Source organism: Pseudomonas sp. SDO52101_S400 (genome assembly GCF_054071635.1).
The window spans coordinates 107,815-126,481 of sequence record NZ_JBSVWF010000003.1 but is presented as its reverse complement, the minus strand read 5'-3'; the positions used below and the strand labels follow the sequence as shown (position 1 = coordinate 126,481).

The 18,667-nt window shown below is 64.0% G+C and carries 14 protein-coding genes; all 14 read left to right on the top strand.

Annotated elements, in window-relative coordinates; genetic code table 11:
• Nucleotides 1-8: 8 nt before the first annotated feature.
• The 14 genes from mnxG (at nucleotide 9) to ACW9HX_RS02060 (ending at nucleotide 18,666) form a co-directional block, all read left to right on the top strand.
• Complete coding sequence (mnxG, locus tag ACW9HX_RS02125) at nucleotides 9-5,822, top strand: manganese-oxidizing multicopper oxidase MnxG (protein WP_457379315.1); 5,814 nt, start codon at nucleotides 9-11, stop codon at nucleotides 5,820-5,822.
• Between the two features lie 40 nt (nucleotides 5,823-5,862).
• Entirely contained in the window at nucleotides 5,863-7,785 is a 1,923-nt protein-coding gene (locus ACW9HX_RS02120; protein ID WP_457379314.1) for a cytochrome D1 domain-containing protein, read from the top strand.
• A gap of 13 nt (nucleotides 7,786-7,798) precedes the next feature.
• A complete protein-coding gene (locus ACW9HX_RS02115) occupies nucleotides 7,799-8,449 on the top strand; it encodes an SCO family protein (protein WP_249484033.1) in 651 nt (216 codons plus the stop codon).
• Nucleotides 8,446-9,066 (top strand): SCO family protein, encoded by a 621-nt coding sequence (locus ACW9HX_RS02110; protein WP_457379313.1) that lies wholly within the window; start codon nucleotides 8,446-8,448, stop codon nucleotides 9,064-9,066. Before ACW9HX_RS02115 ends, ACW9HX_RS02110 begins: the two co-directional genes overlap by 4 nt.
• A 9-nt stretch (nucleotides 9,067-9,075) precedes the next feature.
• Nucleotides 9,076-10,626: a cytochrome c/ABC transporter substrate-binding protein gene (locus ACW9HX_RS02105; RefSeq protein ID WP_457379312.1), complete on the top strand. Its 1,551-nt coding sequence runs from the start codon at nucleotides 9,076-9,078 to the stop codon at nucleotides 10,624-10,626.
• Between the two features lie 15 nt (nucleotides 10,627-10,641).
• Complete coding sequence (locus ACW9HX_RS02100; RefSeq protein WP_457379311.1) at nucleotides 10,642-11,403, top strand: SurA N-terminal domain-containing protein; 762 nt, start codon at nucleotides 10,642-10,644, stop codon at nucleotides 11,401-11,403.
• A 235-nt stretch (nucleotides 11,404-11,638) separates the two neighbouring features.
• Nucleotides 11,639-12,172 (top strand): response regulator, encoded by a 534-nt coding sequence (locus ACW9HX_RS02095; protein ID WP_248744534.1) that lies wholly within the window; start codon nucleotides 11,639-11,641, stop codon nucleotides 12,170-12,172.
• Nucleotides 12,173-12,255: 83 nt separating this feature from the next.
• Complete coding sequence (locus tag ACW9HX_RS02090; protein ID WP_457379310.1) at nucleotides 12,256-13,962, top strand: GspE/PulE family protein; 1,707 nt, start codon at nucleotides 12,256-12,258, stop codon at nucleotides 13,960-13,962.
• The gene (locus ACW9HX_RS02085; RefSeq protein ID WP_457379309.1) at nucleotides 13,943-14,746 is read left to right on the top strand and encodes a hypothetical protein; all 804 of its coding nucleotides are present in this window, start codon (nucleotides 13,943-13,945) and stop codon (nucleotides 14,744-14,746) included. Before ACW9HX_RS02090 ends, ACW9HX_RS02085 begins: the two co-directional genes overlap by 20 nt.
• A 1-nt stretch (nucleotide 14,747) precedes the next feature.
• A complete protein-coding gene (locus tag ACW9HX_RS02080; RefSeq protein WP_248738839.1) occupies nucleotides 14,748-15,293 on the top strand; it encodes a PilN domain-containing protein in 546 nt (181 codons plus the stop codon).
• The gene (locus ACW9HX_RS02075; protein ID WP_457379308.1) at nucleotides 15,280-15,828 is read left to right on the top strand and encodes a GspMb/PilO family protein; all 549 of its coding nucleotides are present in this window, start codon (nucleotides 15,280-15,282) and stop codon (nucleotides 15,826-15,828) included. The genes ACW9HX_RS02080 and ACW9HX_RS02075 overlap by 14 nt, the downstream gene beginning before the upstream one ends.
• Nucleotides 15,828-16,346 carry a hypothetical protein gene (locus ACW9HX_RS02070; RefSeq protein WP_457379307.1) on the top strand — a complete coding sequence of 173 codons (519 nt, stop codon included), beginning with the start codon at nucleotides 15,828-15,830 and terminating at the stop codon, nucleotides 16,344-16,346. The genes ACW9HX_RS02075 and ACW9HX_RS02070 overlap by 1 nt, the downstream gene beginning before the upstream one ends.
• Nucleotides 16,343-18,190 (top strand): secretin N-terminal domain-containing protein, encoded by a 1,848-nt coding sequence (locus tag ACW9HX_RS02065; RefSeq protein ID WP_457379306.1) that lies wholly within the window; start codon nucleotides 16,343-16,345, stop codon nucleotides 18,188-18,190. The genes ACW9HX_RS02070 and ACW9HX_RS02065 overlap by 4 nt, the downstream gene beginning before the upstream one ends.
• A 2-nt stretch (nucleotides 18,191-18,192) precedes the next feature.
• Nucleotides 18,193-18,666: a type II secretion system protein gene (locus ACW9HX_RS02060; RefSeq protein WP_085733232.1), complete on the top strand. Its 474-nt coding sequence runs from the start codon at nucleotides 18,193-18,195 to the stop codon at nucleotides 18,664-18,666.
• The last annotated feature ends 1 nt before the right edge of the window (nucleotide 18,667 follow it).

Genomic DNA, 18,667 nt, shown 5'->3' with positions numbered 1-18,667 from the left:
TTCCGATCATGGTTGGCATTCACCACGCACCGTCCCTGTTGAACTGGCTGCTGTTGCTGGCCTCGATGCTCAGCGTCGAACTGGCCAGCGCCGCTGTGCGCTGCGAACGCAATCTGGTGGCCAACGTCGTGGCCTTCGATCAGCCGCTGATGTTCAACCGCCTCGGCGCGCAGAACGTCAACGGCATGATGTTCGCTTTGCGCCGCGACGTGGTCGATGACCATGACCGGTCACTGGCCCAGGGCGGTTCGGCGGTGCCGGGCAAAGTCTCGCTGCGCCCGGACAAGCGCCCACGGCCACTGGTGCTGCGCGTGGCGGCGGGGGATTGCCTGACCATCAACCTGCAAAACCTGCTGGCGTATCAGGCGAACCCGAACCATCACTCGGAGCCTGAGGGCGAAGAGGAAAATCCCAACGTCGGCGAAGCCTTCAAGGCCGACGAGCAAGTCGCCGACCGGCATGTCGGCTTCCAGGTCAACGGCCTGCAAGCGGTGAACAGCATTGACGACATCGCCTCGTTCACCGGTCGCAATGCCAACAGTCTGGTCGCCCCCGGTGCCAGCCGTTCCTATCTGTTGTACGCCGAGCGCGAAGGGGCGTTCGATGTCAGCAGCCGTGGTGCGACATTCGGCGGGGAGGGCGCGGCCGGCAACAATGCCAATGGTCTGTTTGCCCAAGTGGTGGTCGTGCCCAAGGGCGGCCGCACTTACCGCAACACCCTCACCGAAGAAGAAATGCGTCTGGCCACCACTGGCCGCACTCCCGCCGGACATCCCATCGTCGATTACCAGGCCCGCTACCCGCAGCGCGAGCCGTGGCTGCGCGAAGGCAAGGCCGGTACGCCGATCATCAGCATGGTCGATGGCAGCGAAATCATCTCCAGCGAAAGCGACGCCATCGTCATGGGCAGCAACCCCGACGGCAGCTTCCCGCCCATTACTTATCCGCTGGAATCGGTGGGCAAACGCAACCCGGCGCTGCCCAACCGCCTCGAACCGTTCCGTGATTTCGCCGCGCAGTTCCAGGACGAAACAGCTGTCACCCAGGCGTTCCCGGCGTACTTCGCCGACCCGGTGATGGGCCATGTGCTGGAGCCGACCCGCGATTCGTTCATGATCAACTACGGTGCCGGCGGCATGGGCGCCGAGGTGATTGCCAACCGTTTGGGCGTGGGGCCGATGCACGATTGCCTGTCTTGCGCCTACGAAGAATTCTTCCTCAGCTCGCACACCGTCGGCGACGTGGCGATGCTGGTGGACGTGCCGGCCAACACCGGGCTTGAGAACATCGCCCCCGGCCAGACTCCACGTGCCGATCAGGTCGGCGTGAAAGCGACGATGGCGCTGTATCCGTCGGAGCCGTCGAACGTCGCCCACAGCTACATCGGTGACTTCGTCAAATTCCGCAACACCCACAACGGTTACGAACACCACATTTTTCACCTGCACGGCCACCAGTGGCTGTTCAACCCCAACGATGACAACTCCGATTACGTCGACGCACAGGGCATCGGCCCGGGTGCCGGCTACACCTATGAAATTGCCAACGGCGGTTCGGGCAATCGCAACCGGGTGGCAGGCGATGCGATCTACCATTGCCACTTCTATCCGCACTTTGCCCAGGGCATGTGGGCCATGTGGCGGGTGCACGATGTGTTTGAAGAAGGCACCCGGCTGGAGGTTTCCCAGCAAGGGGCCGACGGTTTCCACAGCGAACCTTATGCCCTGCGCAGCGGCAAACCGGCTGCTGGCGCCCGCGCCTTGCCGGATGGGGAAATCATTGCCGGTACACCGATTCCGGCGGTGGTGCCGCTGCCGGGCAAGGCCATGGCGCCGATGCCGGGCAAAGTCGTAGTCGTGCCGAAAATCGGCGAAGCGCTGGTCGCCGGCAACGATGACGGCGATGAGGAAGAAGATGATGATCACCACGGCGGCAACGTTGGCGGGCAAGCTGTGGGTTCGCTGGCGCTGGTTGATCGCAGCGAAGCCAACCGCAACGCCGACGGCAGCCTGAAAAACCCCGGCTATCCGTTCTGGATCGGCGGCATGGAAAGTTCGGTCGGACAACGCCCGCCGACGCCACCGCTGGACATGCTCGACGCGGCCTCCGCGCAATCGCTCAAAGCCAGTGGCAAGGCGCTGTGGGCCAACCTCGACCCGACGCAATCCGGTGGTTGGGACGGTGGCTTGCCACGCCATGCCCTGGACGGAAAATCCGCCGGAGGCGAAGCGCTGACCGTGACCACGTCGCTGGATTTCTCCAAGGAAGTCACCCGGGCCAAACCGATTTACCTGCCGGAAGAGGGCACCGAAGTCGAACAGGCCGCCATGGCCTTCCACGCGAAAAAGGATCACCCGAGTTTCGCCTTGCTGCCCGGCAACCAGGTGGTGGCCAAGGCCTTCCGCACCAACGGCGCCTTGCCGATGGCCGGCGCGCCGTACTACGAACCGTGCATGGACGACCGGCAAAAACGCCTGACCAGCAGCGCCGGCACCGGCGAATTCAACAGCGGCGAGCGTCTCGATGGCATGTCGTTTGTCGGCGCCTCGACTTACACCGCCGACCGTCCACGGGTCTACAAAGCCGCCAACATCCAGTTCGATGCGGTGTACAACAAGGTCGGTTATCACTTCCCGCAAGCCCGGATTCTGGCGCTCTGGGAAGACGCCTGGCCGGTGATCACCAAGCAGCGTCCGCCGGAGCCGCTGGTGATGCGCATGAACACCTTCGACTGCGTGCAATACCAGCAAACCAACCTGGTGCCGGCCGTCTACGAGATGGACGACTATCAGGTGCGCACCCCGACCGACGTGATCGGCCAGCACATTCACCTGCCGAAGTGGGACCTGACGGCGGCGGACGGTTCCTCCAACGGCTGGAACTACGAGGACGGCGTGCTTTCCCCCGGCGCCGTGCAGGAGCGGGTGCACGCGATCCGCGAGTTCAACCAGTGCGCCGGCACCGACCCGCGCGACGGCACTCCGGCCTGCCCGAAAGCCAAGGCGCACCCGTTCTTCGGCCAGTACGGACGCAGCGACTGGCTGGGCGCGCGAACGGCGATGCAGCGCTGGTTCGTCGACCCGGTGATAAACAGCAAAGGCGTGGATCGCGGCCTGGGCACGATCTTCACCCACGACCACCTCGGGCCATCGACGCACCAGCAGATTGGCCTCTACGCCACGGTGCTGGCTGAGCCGGCCGGTTCCACCTGGTTCCACGCCGAAACCGGCGAGCCGCTGTACAGCGGTGCGCGGCAGGATGGCGGGCCGACTTCATGGCAAGCGGTGATCAACACCGGCGACCTCGACGGCGACGGCTTGAACGACAGCTTCCGCGAGTTCTTCCTGGAGTACAGCGACTTCCAGCACGCCTATGAAGCCGGTGTGTACGTGGGGGCCGGCCCGAACGGCATCCCGAATGCGCAAGCGTTCCCGGCCACGGCCGACAGCTTCCGTTTTGCAATCAATCCGCCGGTGCGCAACAACGCCGGCAACCTGCTCGAAGCGGTGGTCGAGGCGCGCGGCGGGATCAAGCCGGGCTGCCCGAGCCGGCCGTGCCCGCAGGCAATTTCCGTGGATGATCCGGGCATGTTCGTCGTCAACTACCGCAACGAACCGCTGGGCCTGCGAGTGTTCGACCCGAACAAGGTCGGCCCGGACGGCAAGCGCGGCATGCAGGCCGACGGCCTCGGCGGTGATCTGGCGTACGCCATGCAGAGCCGTACCGACCGCGCCATCCCGGCGCTGAACCTGGCGCCGAACCTGATCAGTTCGGCCACCGGGCCTACCGGCGGCACCACGCTGTTCCCGCCGCACATCAACAAGGGCGGCGCCGAACCGGGCGATCCGTTCACGCCGATGCTGCGCACCTACACCGGTGACAACGTGCGGCTGCGGGTGCATGCCGGCGGCCATGAAGAAGAGCACAACGTCACCCTGCACGGGGTGAAGTGGCTGCAAAGCGGTTCCGGGTTCGGCAACAGTTCCAACTCCGGCTGGCGCGCTTCGCAGATGGTCGGGATCTCCGAGCAGATGGGCTTCATCGCGCCGGTGTCGATGCTGTCGAGTTCGGCGGCGACCACCGGGGATTATCTGTACTCGATGGACGCTTCGATCGAAGGCTACTGGAACGGCATCTGGGGTGTGATGCGCAACTACACCGCGCAGCGCAACGACCTGTTCGCGCTGCCGAACAACCCGAAACCCACCGGCATGCGCAACACCGTGGCGTTCGAAGGCACCTGCCCACGGATCAGCGCCAACCCCAATGGCATCGGCACCCGGCCGACGGTGCAGCGCAACTATGAAGTGGTCGCGGCGCTGGCCAACGACATCCTGCGCAACCCGCTGGGGCTGACCATCGGCGACTCGGCCGGGCTCGGCCAGCATGTCGGCGGGCCGTTGAATCCGGCCGGCGGCACGCTGGTGTTCAACTCGCGGCCCGTGAGTATTCCGCAGGCAACGGTGACCGACCCCGAGGATGGCGAAACCATCACCATCGGCGGTCAGAGCGGGCCGATCCATGATCCGACCGCGATCCTGTACGTGCGCAAGGCGGATCTCGATCCGGCCACCGGCAAGCTCAAACCCGGCATCCCGGTGGAGCCGCTGGTGCTGCGCGCCGCTGCCGGCGACTGCATCAACATCACCCTGGAAAACCGCTTGCCGAGCGTCATGCCGGACCTGGCGCAAACCGCAATCATGCAGGGCCTGGTCAAACGTGATCGCAACGGTGGCGACGGCTCCACCACCTTCAACAACAACCTGTTGCGGCCGTCCAGCCACGTCGGATTGCACGCGCAATTGCTGGCGTACGACATCACCAAGTCCGACGGCGTGAACGTCGGCGCCAACCCGATCCAGACCGTGCCGCCGCGTGTTGGCAGCACCGGTGCGTACCCGACCCGTACCTATCAGTACTACGCCGGGCACCTGGAACGCGAAGGCAAACCGATCACCCAACTGGGGCGCAATGTCGACAACATCAACGCGACGGCGGTGGAGTTCGGCGGCCTCAACTTCACTCCGGCGGACGTGATCAAACAACCGCAAAAAGGCCTGGGCGGAGCGATGAGCATCCTGCCGATCGGTGCGACCTGGGTGGATGACCTGCGCAAGGTCAGCGCCACGGTGACGGCGGCGGGGCAGACGACTTATCGCGACTTCGCGATGGTCTGGCAGCGTGCGTTGAATCTGCGCTGGGCCAATGGTCGGCCGGTGGAAGGCATCGCGTCCGAAGGCATGGGTGTGCCGAACGATCCCAAGGACAACGCCGGCATGGCCATCAACTACAAGGCCGAACCGATGTGGTACCGCTTCGGCCTGGCCCCGGACGCACCGTTCGGGCGTGCCGATGGCCACGGCTACGGCGACGTACCGAACGCGCACATGGCTTACAGCAACGCGCTGGTCGGCGGCGATCCGCAGACCCCGGTGTTCTACGCCAAACCGGGTCAGCCGTTCCGCACTCACGTCCTGATGCCGACCGGTGGCAGCCGTGGCTCGACCTTCCAGCTCGACGGGCATCTGTGGTCGGTCAACCCGTTCCAGTCGGAGAAGAGTGACGTCGGCGGCTACCCGATGAACACGCCTGGCGTGGGTTCGGTGAAGTTCGGCTACAACCCGATGTCGATGTACATCGGCGCCCGCGAGAGCGTGCTGCCGGCGGCGCACTTCAGCTTCATGTTGCCGAGCGCCGGCGGTGCCAACGCGATAGCGGGGGACTACCTGTTCCGCGACAACGCGTCGTTCGGCAATACGGCGGGGTTGTGGGGATTGTTGCGGGTGACCAATGAGCCGGAACCGGCCCCTCAGGGCCAATAGCGGGAATGCAGTCGGGGACGTATTGGAAGGGGAGAGCGACATGAACAGGATCATCAACATCATCGGCGTGTGCCTGCTGGCGATGGCCGGGGCGCTGCTCACGCTCGGTGAGATTGCCCTGGCGCAAACCGGGCCCGGCCAGGTGTTGACCCGTGACGGCGTGTCGATTGCCTTCAACCTGCAACCGTTGGCACGCGACGGCATGCTGCGCGAAGGCGAGTTCGCCGACGTGCAGTTTCGCGTCACCGATGGTGCCTCCGGCCAGCCGCTGTCCGGTGTGGCGCCGGGGGCGTGGATCGATCCGGAAATCGTGGCCGCCGACCAGGCCCAGGGCCGCGACAAGAGCTGCAAATCCCGGGTCGGGACGTTCCTGAAATCCAACATCGGTGCGCGGCCGTTGCTCGATCTCAACAGCTACTTCCTGCTGGTGATGAACCGCGATGCCAGCGTTTCGGTGATTGATCCGTCGGTGTCGGTCGGCGGCATCACCAGCACGCTGGCGCGGATCGAACTCAAGCAGCCGCCGATGGATTGGGTCACGCCCAGGGACAACAAACGAGTGTTCGTGTCGATGCCGACGGCAGGGGAAGTGGCGGTGATCGACAGCGAGCAATTCAAGGTGCTCGACTCGGTAGCCGCCGGCAACCAACCGGTGCGGGTCGCGCTGCAACCGGACGAACGTCTGCTGTGGGTCGGCAACAATGCGGCGAAGGCCGAAGAATCCGGCGTCACCGTGATCGACGCCCACAGCCTGAAAACGCTGAAACAGCTGGCGACCGGTCGTGGCCACCACGAAATCAGCTTCAGCAAGGACAGCCGCTTCGCCTTCGTCAGCAACCGCGACGACGGCACGTTGAGCGTCATCGACATCGCCAGCCTGAGCCTCCTGCAACAGATCAAAACCGGTTCCAGCCCGTTGTCGGTGGCGTATTCGCCACTGTCCGGCGCGGTGTATGTGGCCGACGGCAAGGACGGCACCGTCACGGTGATCGACGCCAACAGCCGCGCCGTACGGCGGGTGATCAAGCTGCAACAGGGCCTGGGCCCGATGGGCTTCAGCGCCGATGGCCGCTTCGGCGTGGTGTTGAACACAGTGGAGAATCGCGCCACGGTTATCGATGCGGCCAATGATTCAGCGATCCACGATCTGGAAGTCTCGGCCGAACCCTATCAAGTGGTGTTCACCAAGGCTTATGCCTACGTGCGGGGCCTGGCCTCGCCGAAAGTCACCATGATCAATCTCGCGTCGCTGGGGGAAGGGCGGCAGCCGATCAGCCAGGGTTTCGAGGCCGGGCCGCAGCCCCCAAGGCTGGCTGGGGATTTGCCGCTGGCGTCGAGCCTTGCCGTGTCGCGCGATGACAATGCGGTGTTCGTGGTCAACCCGGTGGACAACACCACCTATTTCTACGCCGAAGGCATGAACGCGCCGATGTCCGGTTACCCCAATCGCGGGCAGGTTGCGCGTGCGGCAATGGTCGTCGACCGCAGCCTGCGCGAGGTGTCGCCGGGGCTGTACAGCGCCCGGGTGAAACTGCCGGCGACGGGGCGTTTCGACGTGGCGTTCCTGCTCAACCAGCCGAACATCATTCATTGCTTCAGCGCGCAAGTGGAGTCCGACGGCGCGGTTGAAAAACACGTCGGCCCGCCGAAAGTCGAGTTCCTGCCGGGCAAGACCGCCGTGGCGCTCAACGACCCGTACGTGGTGCGGTTTCGCATCGTCGAAGGCAAACAGAAGGTGCAGCGCACGGGTGTGAAAGACGTGCAGTTGCGCTACTTCCTGGCGCCGACATCGCGGCCCCGTGAGGTGGCGGCGCTGGAAGTCGCCGATGGCGTGTACGAAGCCCCGGTAACCCTCGACCGCAGCGGCGCCTGGTACCTGCATGTGCGCGCGGCATCGCTGGGCGCCGGTTTCGACGACAAGACATTTGCCAGTGTCCGGGTGTTGCCCGGCCAGACTCAGTGACGAGGACAACGCCATGAACCGATTCGCATCTTCCGGCCTGCTGACCCTGTGTCTGTTGGCCGCCGGCATTCATCAGGCCCAGGCCCATTCGGCGGATGAACACGCCGGGCACAAGGCACCGGCCGCCAGCACTCAGGAACACACCCAGGTCAAATTCGTCGACGTGCCGCTGCTCGACCAGAACGGCAAGACCGTGCGCCTGGAGCAGGATCTGGTGCACAACAAAATCGTCGTCATGAGCTTCATCTACACCAGTTGCACCACGGTCTGCCCGGTTGTCTCGTCGATCATGGGCAAGGTGCAGAAACAGCTGGGTTCGCGGGTGGGCGGCGAAGTGCAATTGGTGTCGATCAGCATTGACCCGCAGCGCGACGACCCGAAACGCCTGCAGGATTACGCCCGCTCTTTCCAGCGAGGGCCGGGCTGGAGCTGGTTGACCGGTTCGCCGCAGTCGATCAACGCCACCCTCAAGGGACTCGGCAGTTTCAGCGGGGACTTCAAGAATCACCAGCCGTTGATCCTCGTCGGTGATGGCAACAGCCGCCACTGGATGCGCTACTACGGCTTCACCGACCCGGCGCTGCTGGCCAAGGAAGTGGAAAAACTCAGCGGCCTGCGCACCCACGCCAAACACACCGCGATTGCCATGGAGCAACAGCCATGAGAATGCTCGACTGGATCTCCCTGACGATCTGTTTCCTGATTCTCGGCAACGTGGCGTTTGCCCACGAAGGCCATGCGCCCGAGGCCCCGGCGACGGTGGCCGCCGCGCCGGCCAAAGGCACCTACGACGCGAAAACCTGGTTCACCGACACGCCGTTGCTGGATCAGCATGGCAACACCCAACGCTTCTACAGTGACGCACTGCAAAACCGCGTGGTGTTGCTCAACGTCATCTTCACCAGTTGCAACGATGCCTGCCCGCTGATCACCCGCAAGCTCAAGGAAGTCCGGGAGCTGCTGGGTGACAAGGCCGATGGTGTCACCTTCATTTCCCTTACCAGTGATCCGCTGCGCGACACGCCGGCGGTGCTCAAGGCTTACACCTTGAAGCAGGGCGCCGATGACCCTCACTGGCTTTTCCTTACCGGCGACAAGGCGCAGATGGATCTGGTGCTCGGTCGCATCGGGCAGATCGTGCCGACGCCGGAGCAACACTCGACCCAGCTGATCGTCGGTGATGTCGCCAGCAAACGCTGGAGCAAGATCCGCCCCGATGCCCCGGCCGCCGCCATTGCCCAGCGCTTGCAGCTGCTGACAATGCCCGTGGCCGGCCGCTGAGTCTGTGCCATGAGCCTGAGCCGCGTCCTCGCCCTGATCCTGCTCGCTGGCGTCAGCCTCGGCGCGGCGGCGTTGTCGCTGACCGATGAAGAAAGCGCCGGCAAGCGCCTGTACCGCGAAGGCCTGTCGGCCAGCGGCGAGGCGATCATGGCGCGGGTCGGCGCGGCGGACGTATTGCTGCCTGCCACCAGCCTGCCGTGCGCCAACTGCCATGGCGCTGACGGTCTTGGTCGGCCCGAGGGCGGGGTGAGGCCGCCTGAACTGAACTGGCCGCGACTGACCAGCTCTCACGGTCAGCAACACGTCAACGGGCGCAGTTACCCGGCTTACACGGACAGCAGTCTGGCGCAGGTGATCCAGCAGGGGCGTGATCCGGCCAACAATCGGCTCGATCCGAGCATGCCGCGCTTCCTGCTGTCGATGAAGGATCAACGCAACCTCACGGCCTATCTCAAACGCCTGGCCGACGATCGCGATCCGGGGCTCGATGAACAGACCTTGCACCTGGGCACCTTGCTTCCCAGCCAGGGGCCGTTGGCCGAGGAGGGCGCGACAGTGGCGGCGGTGCTCAATGGCAGCGTGGCGCGGATCAATCAGGCGGGCGGCATTCATGGCCGGCGACTGCGTCTGACCGTGGTCGATCCGGGGCCGGACCGCGCCAGCGCCGAGCAGGCTCTGCAACGGCTGATCGACGAGGAAAAGGTCTTTGCGCTGATCGCCCCGCTGGCCCCGGCGCTGGACAGCGAACTGGCGCCGCGTCTGGAACGGGCCGGTCTGCCCCTGATCGGGCCGCTGTCCCTGATGGGGTCGGTACAGGCCAGTGCGCAGATCTTCGAACCGTTGCCGGGATTGCGCGAGCAGTTGATCGCCCTGGCCGATTACGCCACCGCCAGCCTGAAAGTGCTGCAAGGGCCGACGCTGATCGCCTATCCCGACGACCCGGCCCAGGCACAGGCCGCGCAGGCGCTGGGGCAGTACTTGCAAGGTCACGGCTGGCAAAAGGTCCGGCTACAGGCCTACAACCCGGTGGCGGACAGCTTGCCACTGGGCTCGCGCTCAGTGTTCTACCTGGGCAGCGGCAGTGGTTTCAGTCGGCTGGCGGCGGGGCTGCAGCAGGCCGGGCAGGTGCCGTATCTGTTCGCGACCTCGGGCCAGGTGGCGGGCGATTTGCTGCAAGTACCCGATGGCTTTTCCCGGCGCGTATTTCTGGCCTATCCCTTCGTGCCCAGCGACTGGACCCAGGCCGGGCGCATGGCTCTGACTTTACTGCGCGAACATCAGGGCATCGGCGCGCAGCATGCGGTGCTGCAAGTCGGCGCCTATGCCTCGATGCTGTTGTTCAGCGAAGCCATGAAGCAGGCCGGGCGTGATGCCAGTCGCGAAAAAATGGTGGCGGCCCTTGAAGGCCTGCATGACTTCGACACCGGGCTGACCCCACGCCTGAGCTTCGGCCCCGGACGACGATCGGGCTTGAGCGGGGCGCATGTGGTCACCGTGGATTTGCCCGATCAGCGTTTCTATCTGGTCGCGCCCTACAAACCGATTCTCGCGAGCCCCTGAACGGAGGCCTTGATCATGAAGCTCAAAAGCGTGTTGTGGCTGCTGGCGTGCTGGTTGCCGATGGCGTTTGCCAATACGGAACCGGTGGCGGCGTGGGTCAACGGCGAGGTGATTTCCGAGTTTCGCCTGGAACGGTTTTTCGCCGAGTATCTGGAAGACCGGGGCCGCGCCGTGGCGAGCATCCGCAGTCCCAAGGCCTATAAACAGCTGCGTCAGGCCGCGCTGGACACATTGATCGACAAGGAATTGCTGTGGCAGGAGGCGCAAAAACGTGGCTTGAAAGTCGACGATCAGGCTGTACAGCAACAGATCGAGCAGATCCGCGTCGCCATCGGCGGTAGCGACAGGTTCCTGCGACGTTTGCAGGATGCGGGGTTCGATGAAACTTCGTTCACCGAGTACACCCGCCGTGAACTGGCGGCCCAGCAGATGTTCGCCGCGTTGATCCGTGCCAACACTTTGCAGCCACGGCATCTGCTGGTTCGGGTGGCACCGGGTGCCGATGCCGTCACAGACGCGGCGGCACGTCTACGCTTGATGCAGATGCGCGCCTCTGTGGTCGAGGGGGCAACGTTCGCCAGCGATGCCGTTCGCTCGCCATTCGGCTGGCATTTGATTTATTTGCAGAACCACTTGGAGACAGCCGATGTCCCAGAGGTGCAGGGGCTTGCAACAGTCCGGGTACAGCGTGCCCGACAGCAACAGGCCCTGGCTCGTCGCCAGGTGCTCGCGCAATTGCGGGCGCAGAACAGGATCGAACGAATTGACGACGACTGAAGGTTCCCCCCCCAATAGTGGGGAATGGCTTCGATGCCCATTCAGGTGCTTCCCCGTTTCTGGGGAACGGGGTACCGGGACGAGCGGGCATTGTCATCAAATTCAAGGACATGAAGACATAAATTTACCGGCACTCGGCCTGGCATGAAGTGTGCGTTACCTCTTGTGAGGCGCACTCCAGCAGGTTCGGGCAGTAGATGTGAAAGGCCGGATTTGTAGCTGCAAGGAGTTCACCTTGGTTAACAAAGTACTGGTTGTCGAAGACGAACTGCTGCTTGCACAGAACCTTCAGGATTATCTGTCGGCGCAAGGGCTGGACGTCCGGATTGCACATGACGGAGCAGATGGCATCGGCCAGGCCGAGACCTTCGCTCCCGACGTGCTGGTGTTCGATTACCGCTTGCCCGATATGGAAGGGTTCGAGGTGCTCGACGCGGTCCGCCAGAACAGGACGTGTCATTTCGTGCTGATAACGGGTCACCCGACCGCTGAAGTCTGTGAGCGGGCGCGGCAACTGGGGGTCAGTCACATCCTGTTCAAACCGTTTCCGTTGGCGGAACTGGCCCGAGCTGTCTGCGACCTTCTGGGGATCCAGCGCGAAGCGAAACCCGGTGCGAGCCCGTCCGAAGGGTTCGTCGAACGACGCCAGAGCAGGACCGAGAGCTTCCCGTTGCAGTTGTACGATGGCAGTTGGGTGCTGGCGGACCGCCGACGTAACCGGTCGGAGGTCATGGCACCGGACGACGATCAAATGCTCACCGGGGAGTAATGGCGCGATAGACGTTCCGGCACTCGCCGAACTCGCCTCCCGCGCCGTCAGGGCCTCATGCCCCGGGTGTTGGAGAGCAAGCCATGGAACGTCTGTCCGTTGTTGTCGAAGCGTTGCAGCCTGCGTGTGCCCCGACACGCTTCTCCAGTGAGCAACTGGCCCAGGCCCGGGCGAGGGCCACCACTTCCGGGGAACGGGTTCTCGACGCACTCAATGTCCTTTGTGAACTGGCGCCGATGCCGTTCATTGCCTGCCTCGGCGCCACCCTGCATTACCCGGTGCTCGACACCGACACCCTGTTCCTGGCGACGCCGGTATTCGACCGGGTCACCCTCGCGCAATGCCTCAAGCGTGAATTCATTCTGCTGCGGCACAACGACGAAGTCATCGGCGTATTTGCCGACCCCTTCGACACCTCGCGCCTGGCCTGGATCGACGAATGCCTGCACGGCGCGCCGCTGTATCTGGTGCACGCCGACGACCTCAAGGCCTATCTGGCCCGCCACGAAGAAAGCTTCCACGCCGTCGAATCGCTCAATGCCCAGGCCGACGCCGGCAGTGAAGTCGACACTCTGCAAAGCCTGTCGCTGACCAGCATCAGCGAAGACTCGAGCGTGGTGGTGAAACTGGTCAACTCGACCCTCTACGACGCGCTGAAAATGCACGCCAGCGACATCCACCTCGGCACCACCGGCAACGGTCTGGTGATCAAGTACCGGATCGACGGCGTGCTCAACAACATCAGCAAGATCCAGGGCAGCGAGTTCGCCGAGCAGGTGATTTCCCGGGTCAAGGTCATGGCTGAACTGGACATCGGCGAAAAACGCGTGCCCCAGGACGGTCGCTTCAAGATCGGCATCAGCGGCCGGCAGATCGACTTCCGGGTGTCGATCATGCCGAGCATCTTCGGCGAAGACGCGGTGCTGCGTGTGCTGGACAAACAGGACCTGGCCGACAAGGTCTGCGGCGTGCAACTGCAAGCGCTGGGCTTTGAAGACGAAACCCTGCGCCAACTGCGTCGCCTCGCTGCCGAACCCTACGGCATGGTGCTGGTGACCGGCCCCACCGGCAGCGGCAAGACCACCACGCTGTACGCGATGATCACCGAGATCAACCACGGCGTGGACAAGATCATCACCATCGAAGACCCGGTGGAATATCAGTTGCCCGGCGTGTTGCAAATCCCGGTCAACGAGAAAAAAGGCCTGACCTTCGCCCGTGGCTTGCGTTCGATCCTGCGCCACGACCCGGACAAGATCATGGTCGGCGAGATCCGCGACCCGGACACCGCGCAGATCGCCGTGCAATCGGCGCTCACCGGTCACCTGGTGTTCACCACCATTCACGCCAACAACGTGTTCGACGTGATCGGCCGCTTCACCCAGATGGAAATCGACCCCTACAGCCTGGTCTCGGCGCTCAACGCGATTCTCGCCCAGCGCCTGATCCGTCTGGTGTGCAGCAGTTGCAGCGCACCGGCCACCCCGAGCGATGAAGAACTGCGCGCTTCCGGCCTCGACCCGCACAAGGTCGGCCATTACCACTTCGTCCACGGCAAGGGCTGCGGCCACTGCCGGGGCAGCGGCTATCGCGGGCGCACGGCGATTGCCGAACTGCTGCACCTGGACGACGAACTGCGGCAGATGATCGTCGAGCGCCAGCCCATCACCCAGATCAAAGCCCTGGCCTGTTCCCGCGGTTTGCGCCTGTTGCGTGAGTCGGCGCTGGAGCTGGTGGAGCACGGTCGGACCACGCTGGAGGAGATCAATCGTGTCACTTTTATCGCGTGATCAATTTGTCGCCGTGCTCGGCGCCAGCGGTGTCGGCCTCGGCCAGCGCCGGGGCAGCGACACCCTGTGGCTGGGCAGCGTCGGCTACATCGACGAAGGCTTCCACAGCTACGCGGTGGCACTGGACACCCTCGACCGCCTGCTCGGTGAACACGCCCGCACAGGCTCGGAGCTGAGCGTGGTGATCTCCGGCCACTTCAGCCGTTTCTGCCTGGTGCCGTGGAGCGAACAGATCAGCAGCCCTGAAGAACTGCGCGGCTTTGCGCAACTGTGCTTCGAAGACCTGTTCGGTGTACCGACCCAACCCTGGAGTCTGGTGTTGTCCGCCGAGCCTGCGGGCCACGACCGGATCGCCAGTGCCTTGCCGCAGGATTTGCTGGAACGCCTGCGTACGCTGGTCAGCGGTCGCGGCCTGCGTCTGCGCTCGGTGCAGCCATACCTGATGAGCGCGTTCAACCGCTTCGACAAAAGCCTGGAAGCCGGCGACTTCCTGTTCGTGGTCGCCGAGCCGCAACGCAGTGTGTTGCTGCTGGCAAGGGAAGGGCGCTGGGCGTCGGTGCGCTCGGTGGGCGGGAGCGACAGCGACGCGGCACTGAGTGCGTTGATCGGTCGCGAACGGCAACTGCAAGCCTCCACCAGCGAACGTGCCTTCAACGTTTATCTGCACGCCCCGGCGCGTCTCGATGCGCAACCGGATGTAGCGGGGGTGCACTTGCGCACCCTCGAGGACGATTCGATGACCGTGCGTGACGCCTTGTACGTCATGTCCCGGGCGGTGGCCTGACATGCGCGCCCTGAACCTCGACTTTCAGCCCCGTCCGCGTTCCGGCCCGTTGGGCTGGAGCCTGCTTGGCGGCGGCGTGTTCCTTGCACTGGTGTGCTTCGGCGTGCAGCAGCACCTCGGCGACCAGGCCGAACAGCAGCAAGGTCACTTGCAGCACACCCAGCGCCAGCTCACCGGCGACAGCGGTGCCAAAACAACATTGAGCCCGGCGGAAACCCGCGAGCAGGCGCAGAACCTCGCCGAAATGCGCAAGGTCTCGCAGCAACTGCGTCGCCCCTGGGAACGCCTGTTCGCCATGCTCGAAGCCATGCCGCGCGACGACATCGCCTTGCTGACCCTGACCCCGGATGCGCGCAAGGGCCAGGTGCGGATCAGCGCCGAAGCGCGGGATCTGCAAGCGATGCTGGATTTCCACAAACGCCTGGAGGCCAGTGACGAGCTGTCCGACGTGTCGCTGCTGAGCCACGAAATCGTCGTCAAATCGCCGGAGCAACCGGTGCAATTCAACCTGTCGGCAACCTGGGAGATGGGCGATGCGAATCCCTAGACTGATCGTCCACGAATACCTGCAGGGTCTCGGCGTGCCAGGTCTGGCCGGGCTGGCGCTGCTGCTGGTCAGCGTCGCCTGGGCGCTCGGTGGTTTGCTGCCGGGCTGGCAATCGCTGCAACAGCTCAGCCAGCAGACTCAGGAGGCCACCGAGTACCTGGCCAAAGTCGAAGACGGCAGCATTGCGCCGCCGGTTGTGCCGCAGCGTCAGCTCGATGATTTTCGCAACAAGCTGCCGGCCCAGCCGCAAGCCACCGTCGCCATCGACCGTATCTACGCCCTGGCGGCGCAGGAACACATCACTCTGGCGCGCGGTGAATACGCCCTCGGCGTCGATCCCAAGACCCATCTGGCGCGCTATCAGATCCTGTTGCCGGTGCGCGGCAGCTATCCGCAACTGCGCCGCTTCCTGCACGCCTTGCTCGGCCAGTTGCCGGCGGTGGTGGTGGAAGACGTCGAGTTCCAGCGCAAGAAGATCGCCGACACCGACCTGAACGGCCGGATCCGTATGACCCTTTACCTGTCGAGGTCGTGATGAACACCAAGCGCGTAACAGGGTGGGTGGCGTTCTTCGGTGTGGCGGCGGCGCTGGCCTGGTTGCCCGAGTATTTTTCGCCGAGCGACGACGCGCAGGCCACTGACGTCGCCGTCTCGACCCCGGCCAAAGCCGCCGCCCGTGGCGCCTTGCCGGCCAGCAGCGCCAAGGCTGGCGCAGCGCCGATCAAGGACCTGAGCCCGGCCGGCGACCTGTTCGCCGCCAAGTCCTGGAAGGCCGCGCCGACTCTGGCCACCGTCACCGAACAACCCGTCAATCCGACCCCGGTGGTGCAAGCCCCGAGCCTGCCACCGGTGCCGTTCCAGTTCGTCGGCCGCCTGCATGACCGCAGCGACCTGCAGGTGTTTTTGCAGGACGGCGAAAAAATCTACGTCGTGCGCAACGGGGATGTGATCGACGACACCTGGAAGATCACCGGCATTTCCGATCTGGAATTGAGCCTGGTCTACCTGCCTCTGCATTTGTCGCAGACCTTGTCTGTGGGGAGTACGCAATGAACAGATCCCGTTTGCTGATGAGCCTCGGCCTGTGCGCCGGGCTGGCCGCGTGCAGTTCCGCGCAGGTCGCCAACAAGGAAGCCGCCGACCTGATCGATCAGGGGCAGTACGAGGCAGGCCTGGCCCGGATCCAGGAAGGCCTGCGCGAAAACCCACGGGATACCGAGCTGCACCTGCTGCTCAACAGCGGCCGGGCCAAGGCGATCACCGCGTTGCTGAGCTCCGGTGACACCGACCGCGCCCGCCGCGACTTCACCAACGCACGCCTGGCCTACAGCCGGGTGCTGACCATCGAACCGAACAACCGCCGCGCCCAGGAAGCACTCAAGCAACTCGACTACCTGCGCAGCATGGACGAGAAACTCGAACTGGCCCGTGGCGACCTGCGCCGTGGCGACATCTACGGTGCCGACCGGCAGGTAAAACAGATCCTCGAACTCGACCCGAAAAACGACGGTGCGCTGGAGCTGCAAGGCAACATCCGTCTGGTGCAGAGCCGCAACGTGATCCAGTACCCGCAACTGCGTACCCGGCTTGATCGCCCGGTGACCCTGGAATTTCGCGACGCCAACCTCAAGACCATTTTCGAAGTGCTGTCGCAAGTCGCCGGCCTGAATTTCATCTTCGACAAGGACCTGCGTCCGGACATGAAAGCCACGATCTTCGTGCGTGACGTGCGCATCGAAGATGCCGTGCAACTGCTGCTGCAACAGAACCAGTTGCACCAGAAAGTGGTGAATGAAAACACCTTGCTGATCTACCCGGAGTCGCCGCAGAAGCTCAAGGACTATCAAGAGCTGGTGATGCGCACCTTCTACCTGACCAGCATCGACGCCAACACCGCGCTGAACATGATCAAGACCATGCTCAAGACCCGTGACGTGTTCGTCGACGAACGCCTGAATACCCTGACCATGCGCGACACCGAAGACGCGGTGCGCATGGCCGAGAAACTCCTGCAATCGCAAGACCAGTCCAACCCCGAAGTGGTGCTGGAAGTGGAAGTGATGGAAGTCGCCACCCAGCGCATTCTCGACCTGGGGCTGCAATGGCCGAGCACTTTTGGTGTGGTCAACGGCGACGGCTCGGCAGTGACGTTGTTGGGGCAACTCAAGGGCATCAACTCCGACCGGATCTCGATCACACCATCGCCGCAGGCCAAGATCAACGCGCAGGACAACGACATCAACACCCTCGCCAGCCCGGTGATTCGCGTCAGCAACCGCGAGCAGGCGCGCATTCACATCGGTCAACGTGTGCCGATTATCAGCGCTACGTCGGTACCGTCCACGCAAGGGCCGGTGATCACCGAAAGCGTCACGTATCTGGACGTTGGTCTGAAGCTTGAAGTGACCCCGACCGTGCACCTGAACAACGAAGTCGCGATCAAGATCGCCCTGGAAGTGAGTAACGCCACACCGCTGGAACCGACCCGCCAGGGCACGATTCCGGTACAGGTCGACACCCGCAACGCGCAGACCTCGCTGCGTCTGCATGACGGCGAAACCCAGATCCTTGCCGGGCTGGTGCGCAACGACCATGGCGCCACCGGCAACAAGATTCCGGGCCTTGGTGATATTCCGGGTCTGGGCCGGTTGTTCGGCAGCAACAAGGACACCATCGGCAAATCGGAACTGGTGCTGTCGATCACTCCACGGATCGTGCGCAACCTGCCGTACCAGAGCCCGTCGGACATGGAATTCCCGACCGGCACCGAAACCAGCATGCACATCCAGGCACCGGATCGCTCGCAGAACTACGTGATGCCAGCACCTGCCGCACAGCCTCGCGCCATCGGCGATGCCGCCGTGGCAACCACCCGTGTCACTGTTGAGAAGCCTTGATCATGAACGCCTCCCAGCGCGGTTTTACCTTGATCGAAGTCGTGGTGACGCTGGCCCTGATCGGCCTGCTGGCCGGCATGGCCGCGCCGCTGACCGAGACCCTGGTACGGCGTGGCAAGGAGCAGGAACTGCGCACCGCGCTGTATCAGATCCGCGATGGTATCGACGCCTACAAACGCGCTTTCGATGCCGGCTACATCGAGAAATCACTGAACAGCAGCGGCTACCCGCCGAACCTCAAGGTGCTGGTCGAAGGCGTGCGCGACGTGCGCAGTGCCAAGGGTGCCAAGTTCTACTTTTTGCGCCGGATACCCCGCGATCCGTTGGTGCCGGCCAAACGTGACGACAACGGCGGTTGGGGCCTGCGGGCCTACGACAGTTCAGCCCAGAACCCGCGCGATGGCGAAGACGTGTTCGACGTCTACTCCCACGCCAAGGGCCGTGGCCTCAACGGCATCGCTTACCGCGAGTGGTGAC

Coding starts and splice junctions, on each gene's coding strand:
- mnxG (WP_457379315.1), top strand. CDS start 9: ATGGTTGGCATTCACCACGCACCGTCCCTGTTGAACTGGCTGCTGTTG.
- ACW9HX_RS02110 (WP_457379313.1), top strand. CDS start 8,446: ATGAGAATGCTCGACTGGATCTCCCTGACGATCTGTTTCCTGATTCTC.
- ACW9HX_RS02105 (WP_457379312.1), top strand. CDS start 9,076: ATGAGCCTGAGCCGCGTCCTCGCCCTGATCCTGCTCGCTGGCGTCAGC.
- ACW9HX_RS02075 (WP_457379308.1), top strand. CDS start 15,280: ATGCGAATCCCTAGACTGATCGTCCACGAATACCTGCAGGGTCTCGGC.
- ACW9HX_RS02100 (WP_457379311.1), top strand. CDS start 10,642: ATGAAGCTCAAAAGCGTGTTGTGGCTGCTGGCGTGCTGGTTGCCGATG.
- ACW9HX_RS02080 (WP_248738839.1), top strand. CDS start 14,748: ATGCGCGCCCTGAACCTCGACTTTCAGCCCCGTCCGCGTTCCGGCCCG.
- ACW9HX_RS02070 (WP_457379307.1), top strand. CDS start 15,828: ATGAACACCAAGCGCGTAACAGGGTGGGTGGCGTTCTTCGGTGTGGCG.
- ACW9HX_RS02060 (WP_085733232.1), top strand. CDS start 18,193: ATGAACGCCTCCCAGCGCGGTTTTACCTTGATCGAAGTCGTGGTGACG.
- ACW9HX_RS02090 (WP_457379310.1), top strand. CDS start 12,256: ATGGAACGTCTGTCCGTTGTTGTCGAAGCGTTGCAGCCTGCGTGTGCC.
- ACW9HX_RS02115 (WP_249484033.1), top strand. CDS start 7,799: ATGAACCGATTCGCATCTTCCGGCCTGCTGACCCTGTGTCTGTTGGCC.
- ACW9HX_RS02120 (WP_457379314.1), top strand. CDS start 5,863: ATGAACAGGATCATCAACATCATCGGCGTGTGCCTGCTGGCGATGGCC.
- ACW9HX_RS02065 (WP_457379306.1), top strand. CDS start 16,343: ATGAACAGATCCCGTTTGCTGATGAGCCTCGGCCTGTGCGCCGGGCTG.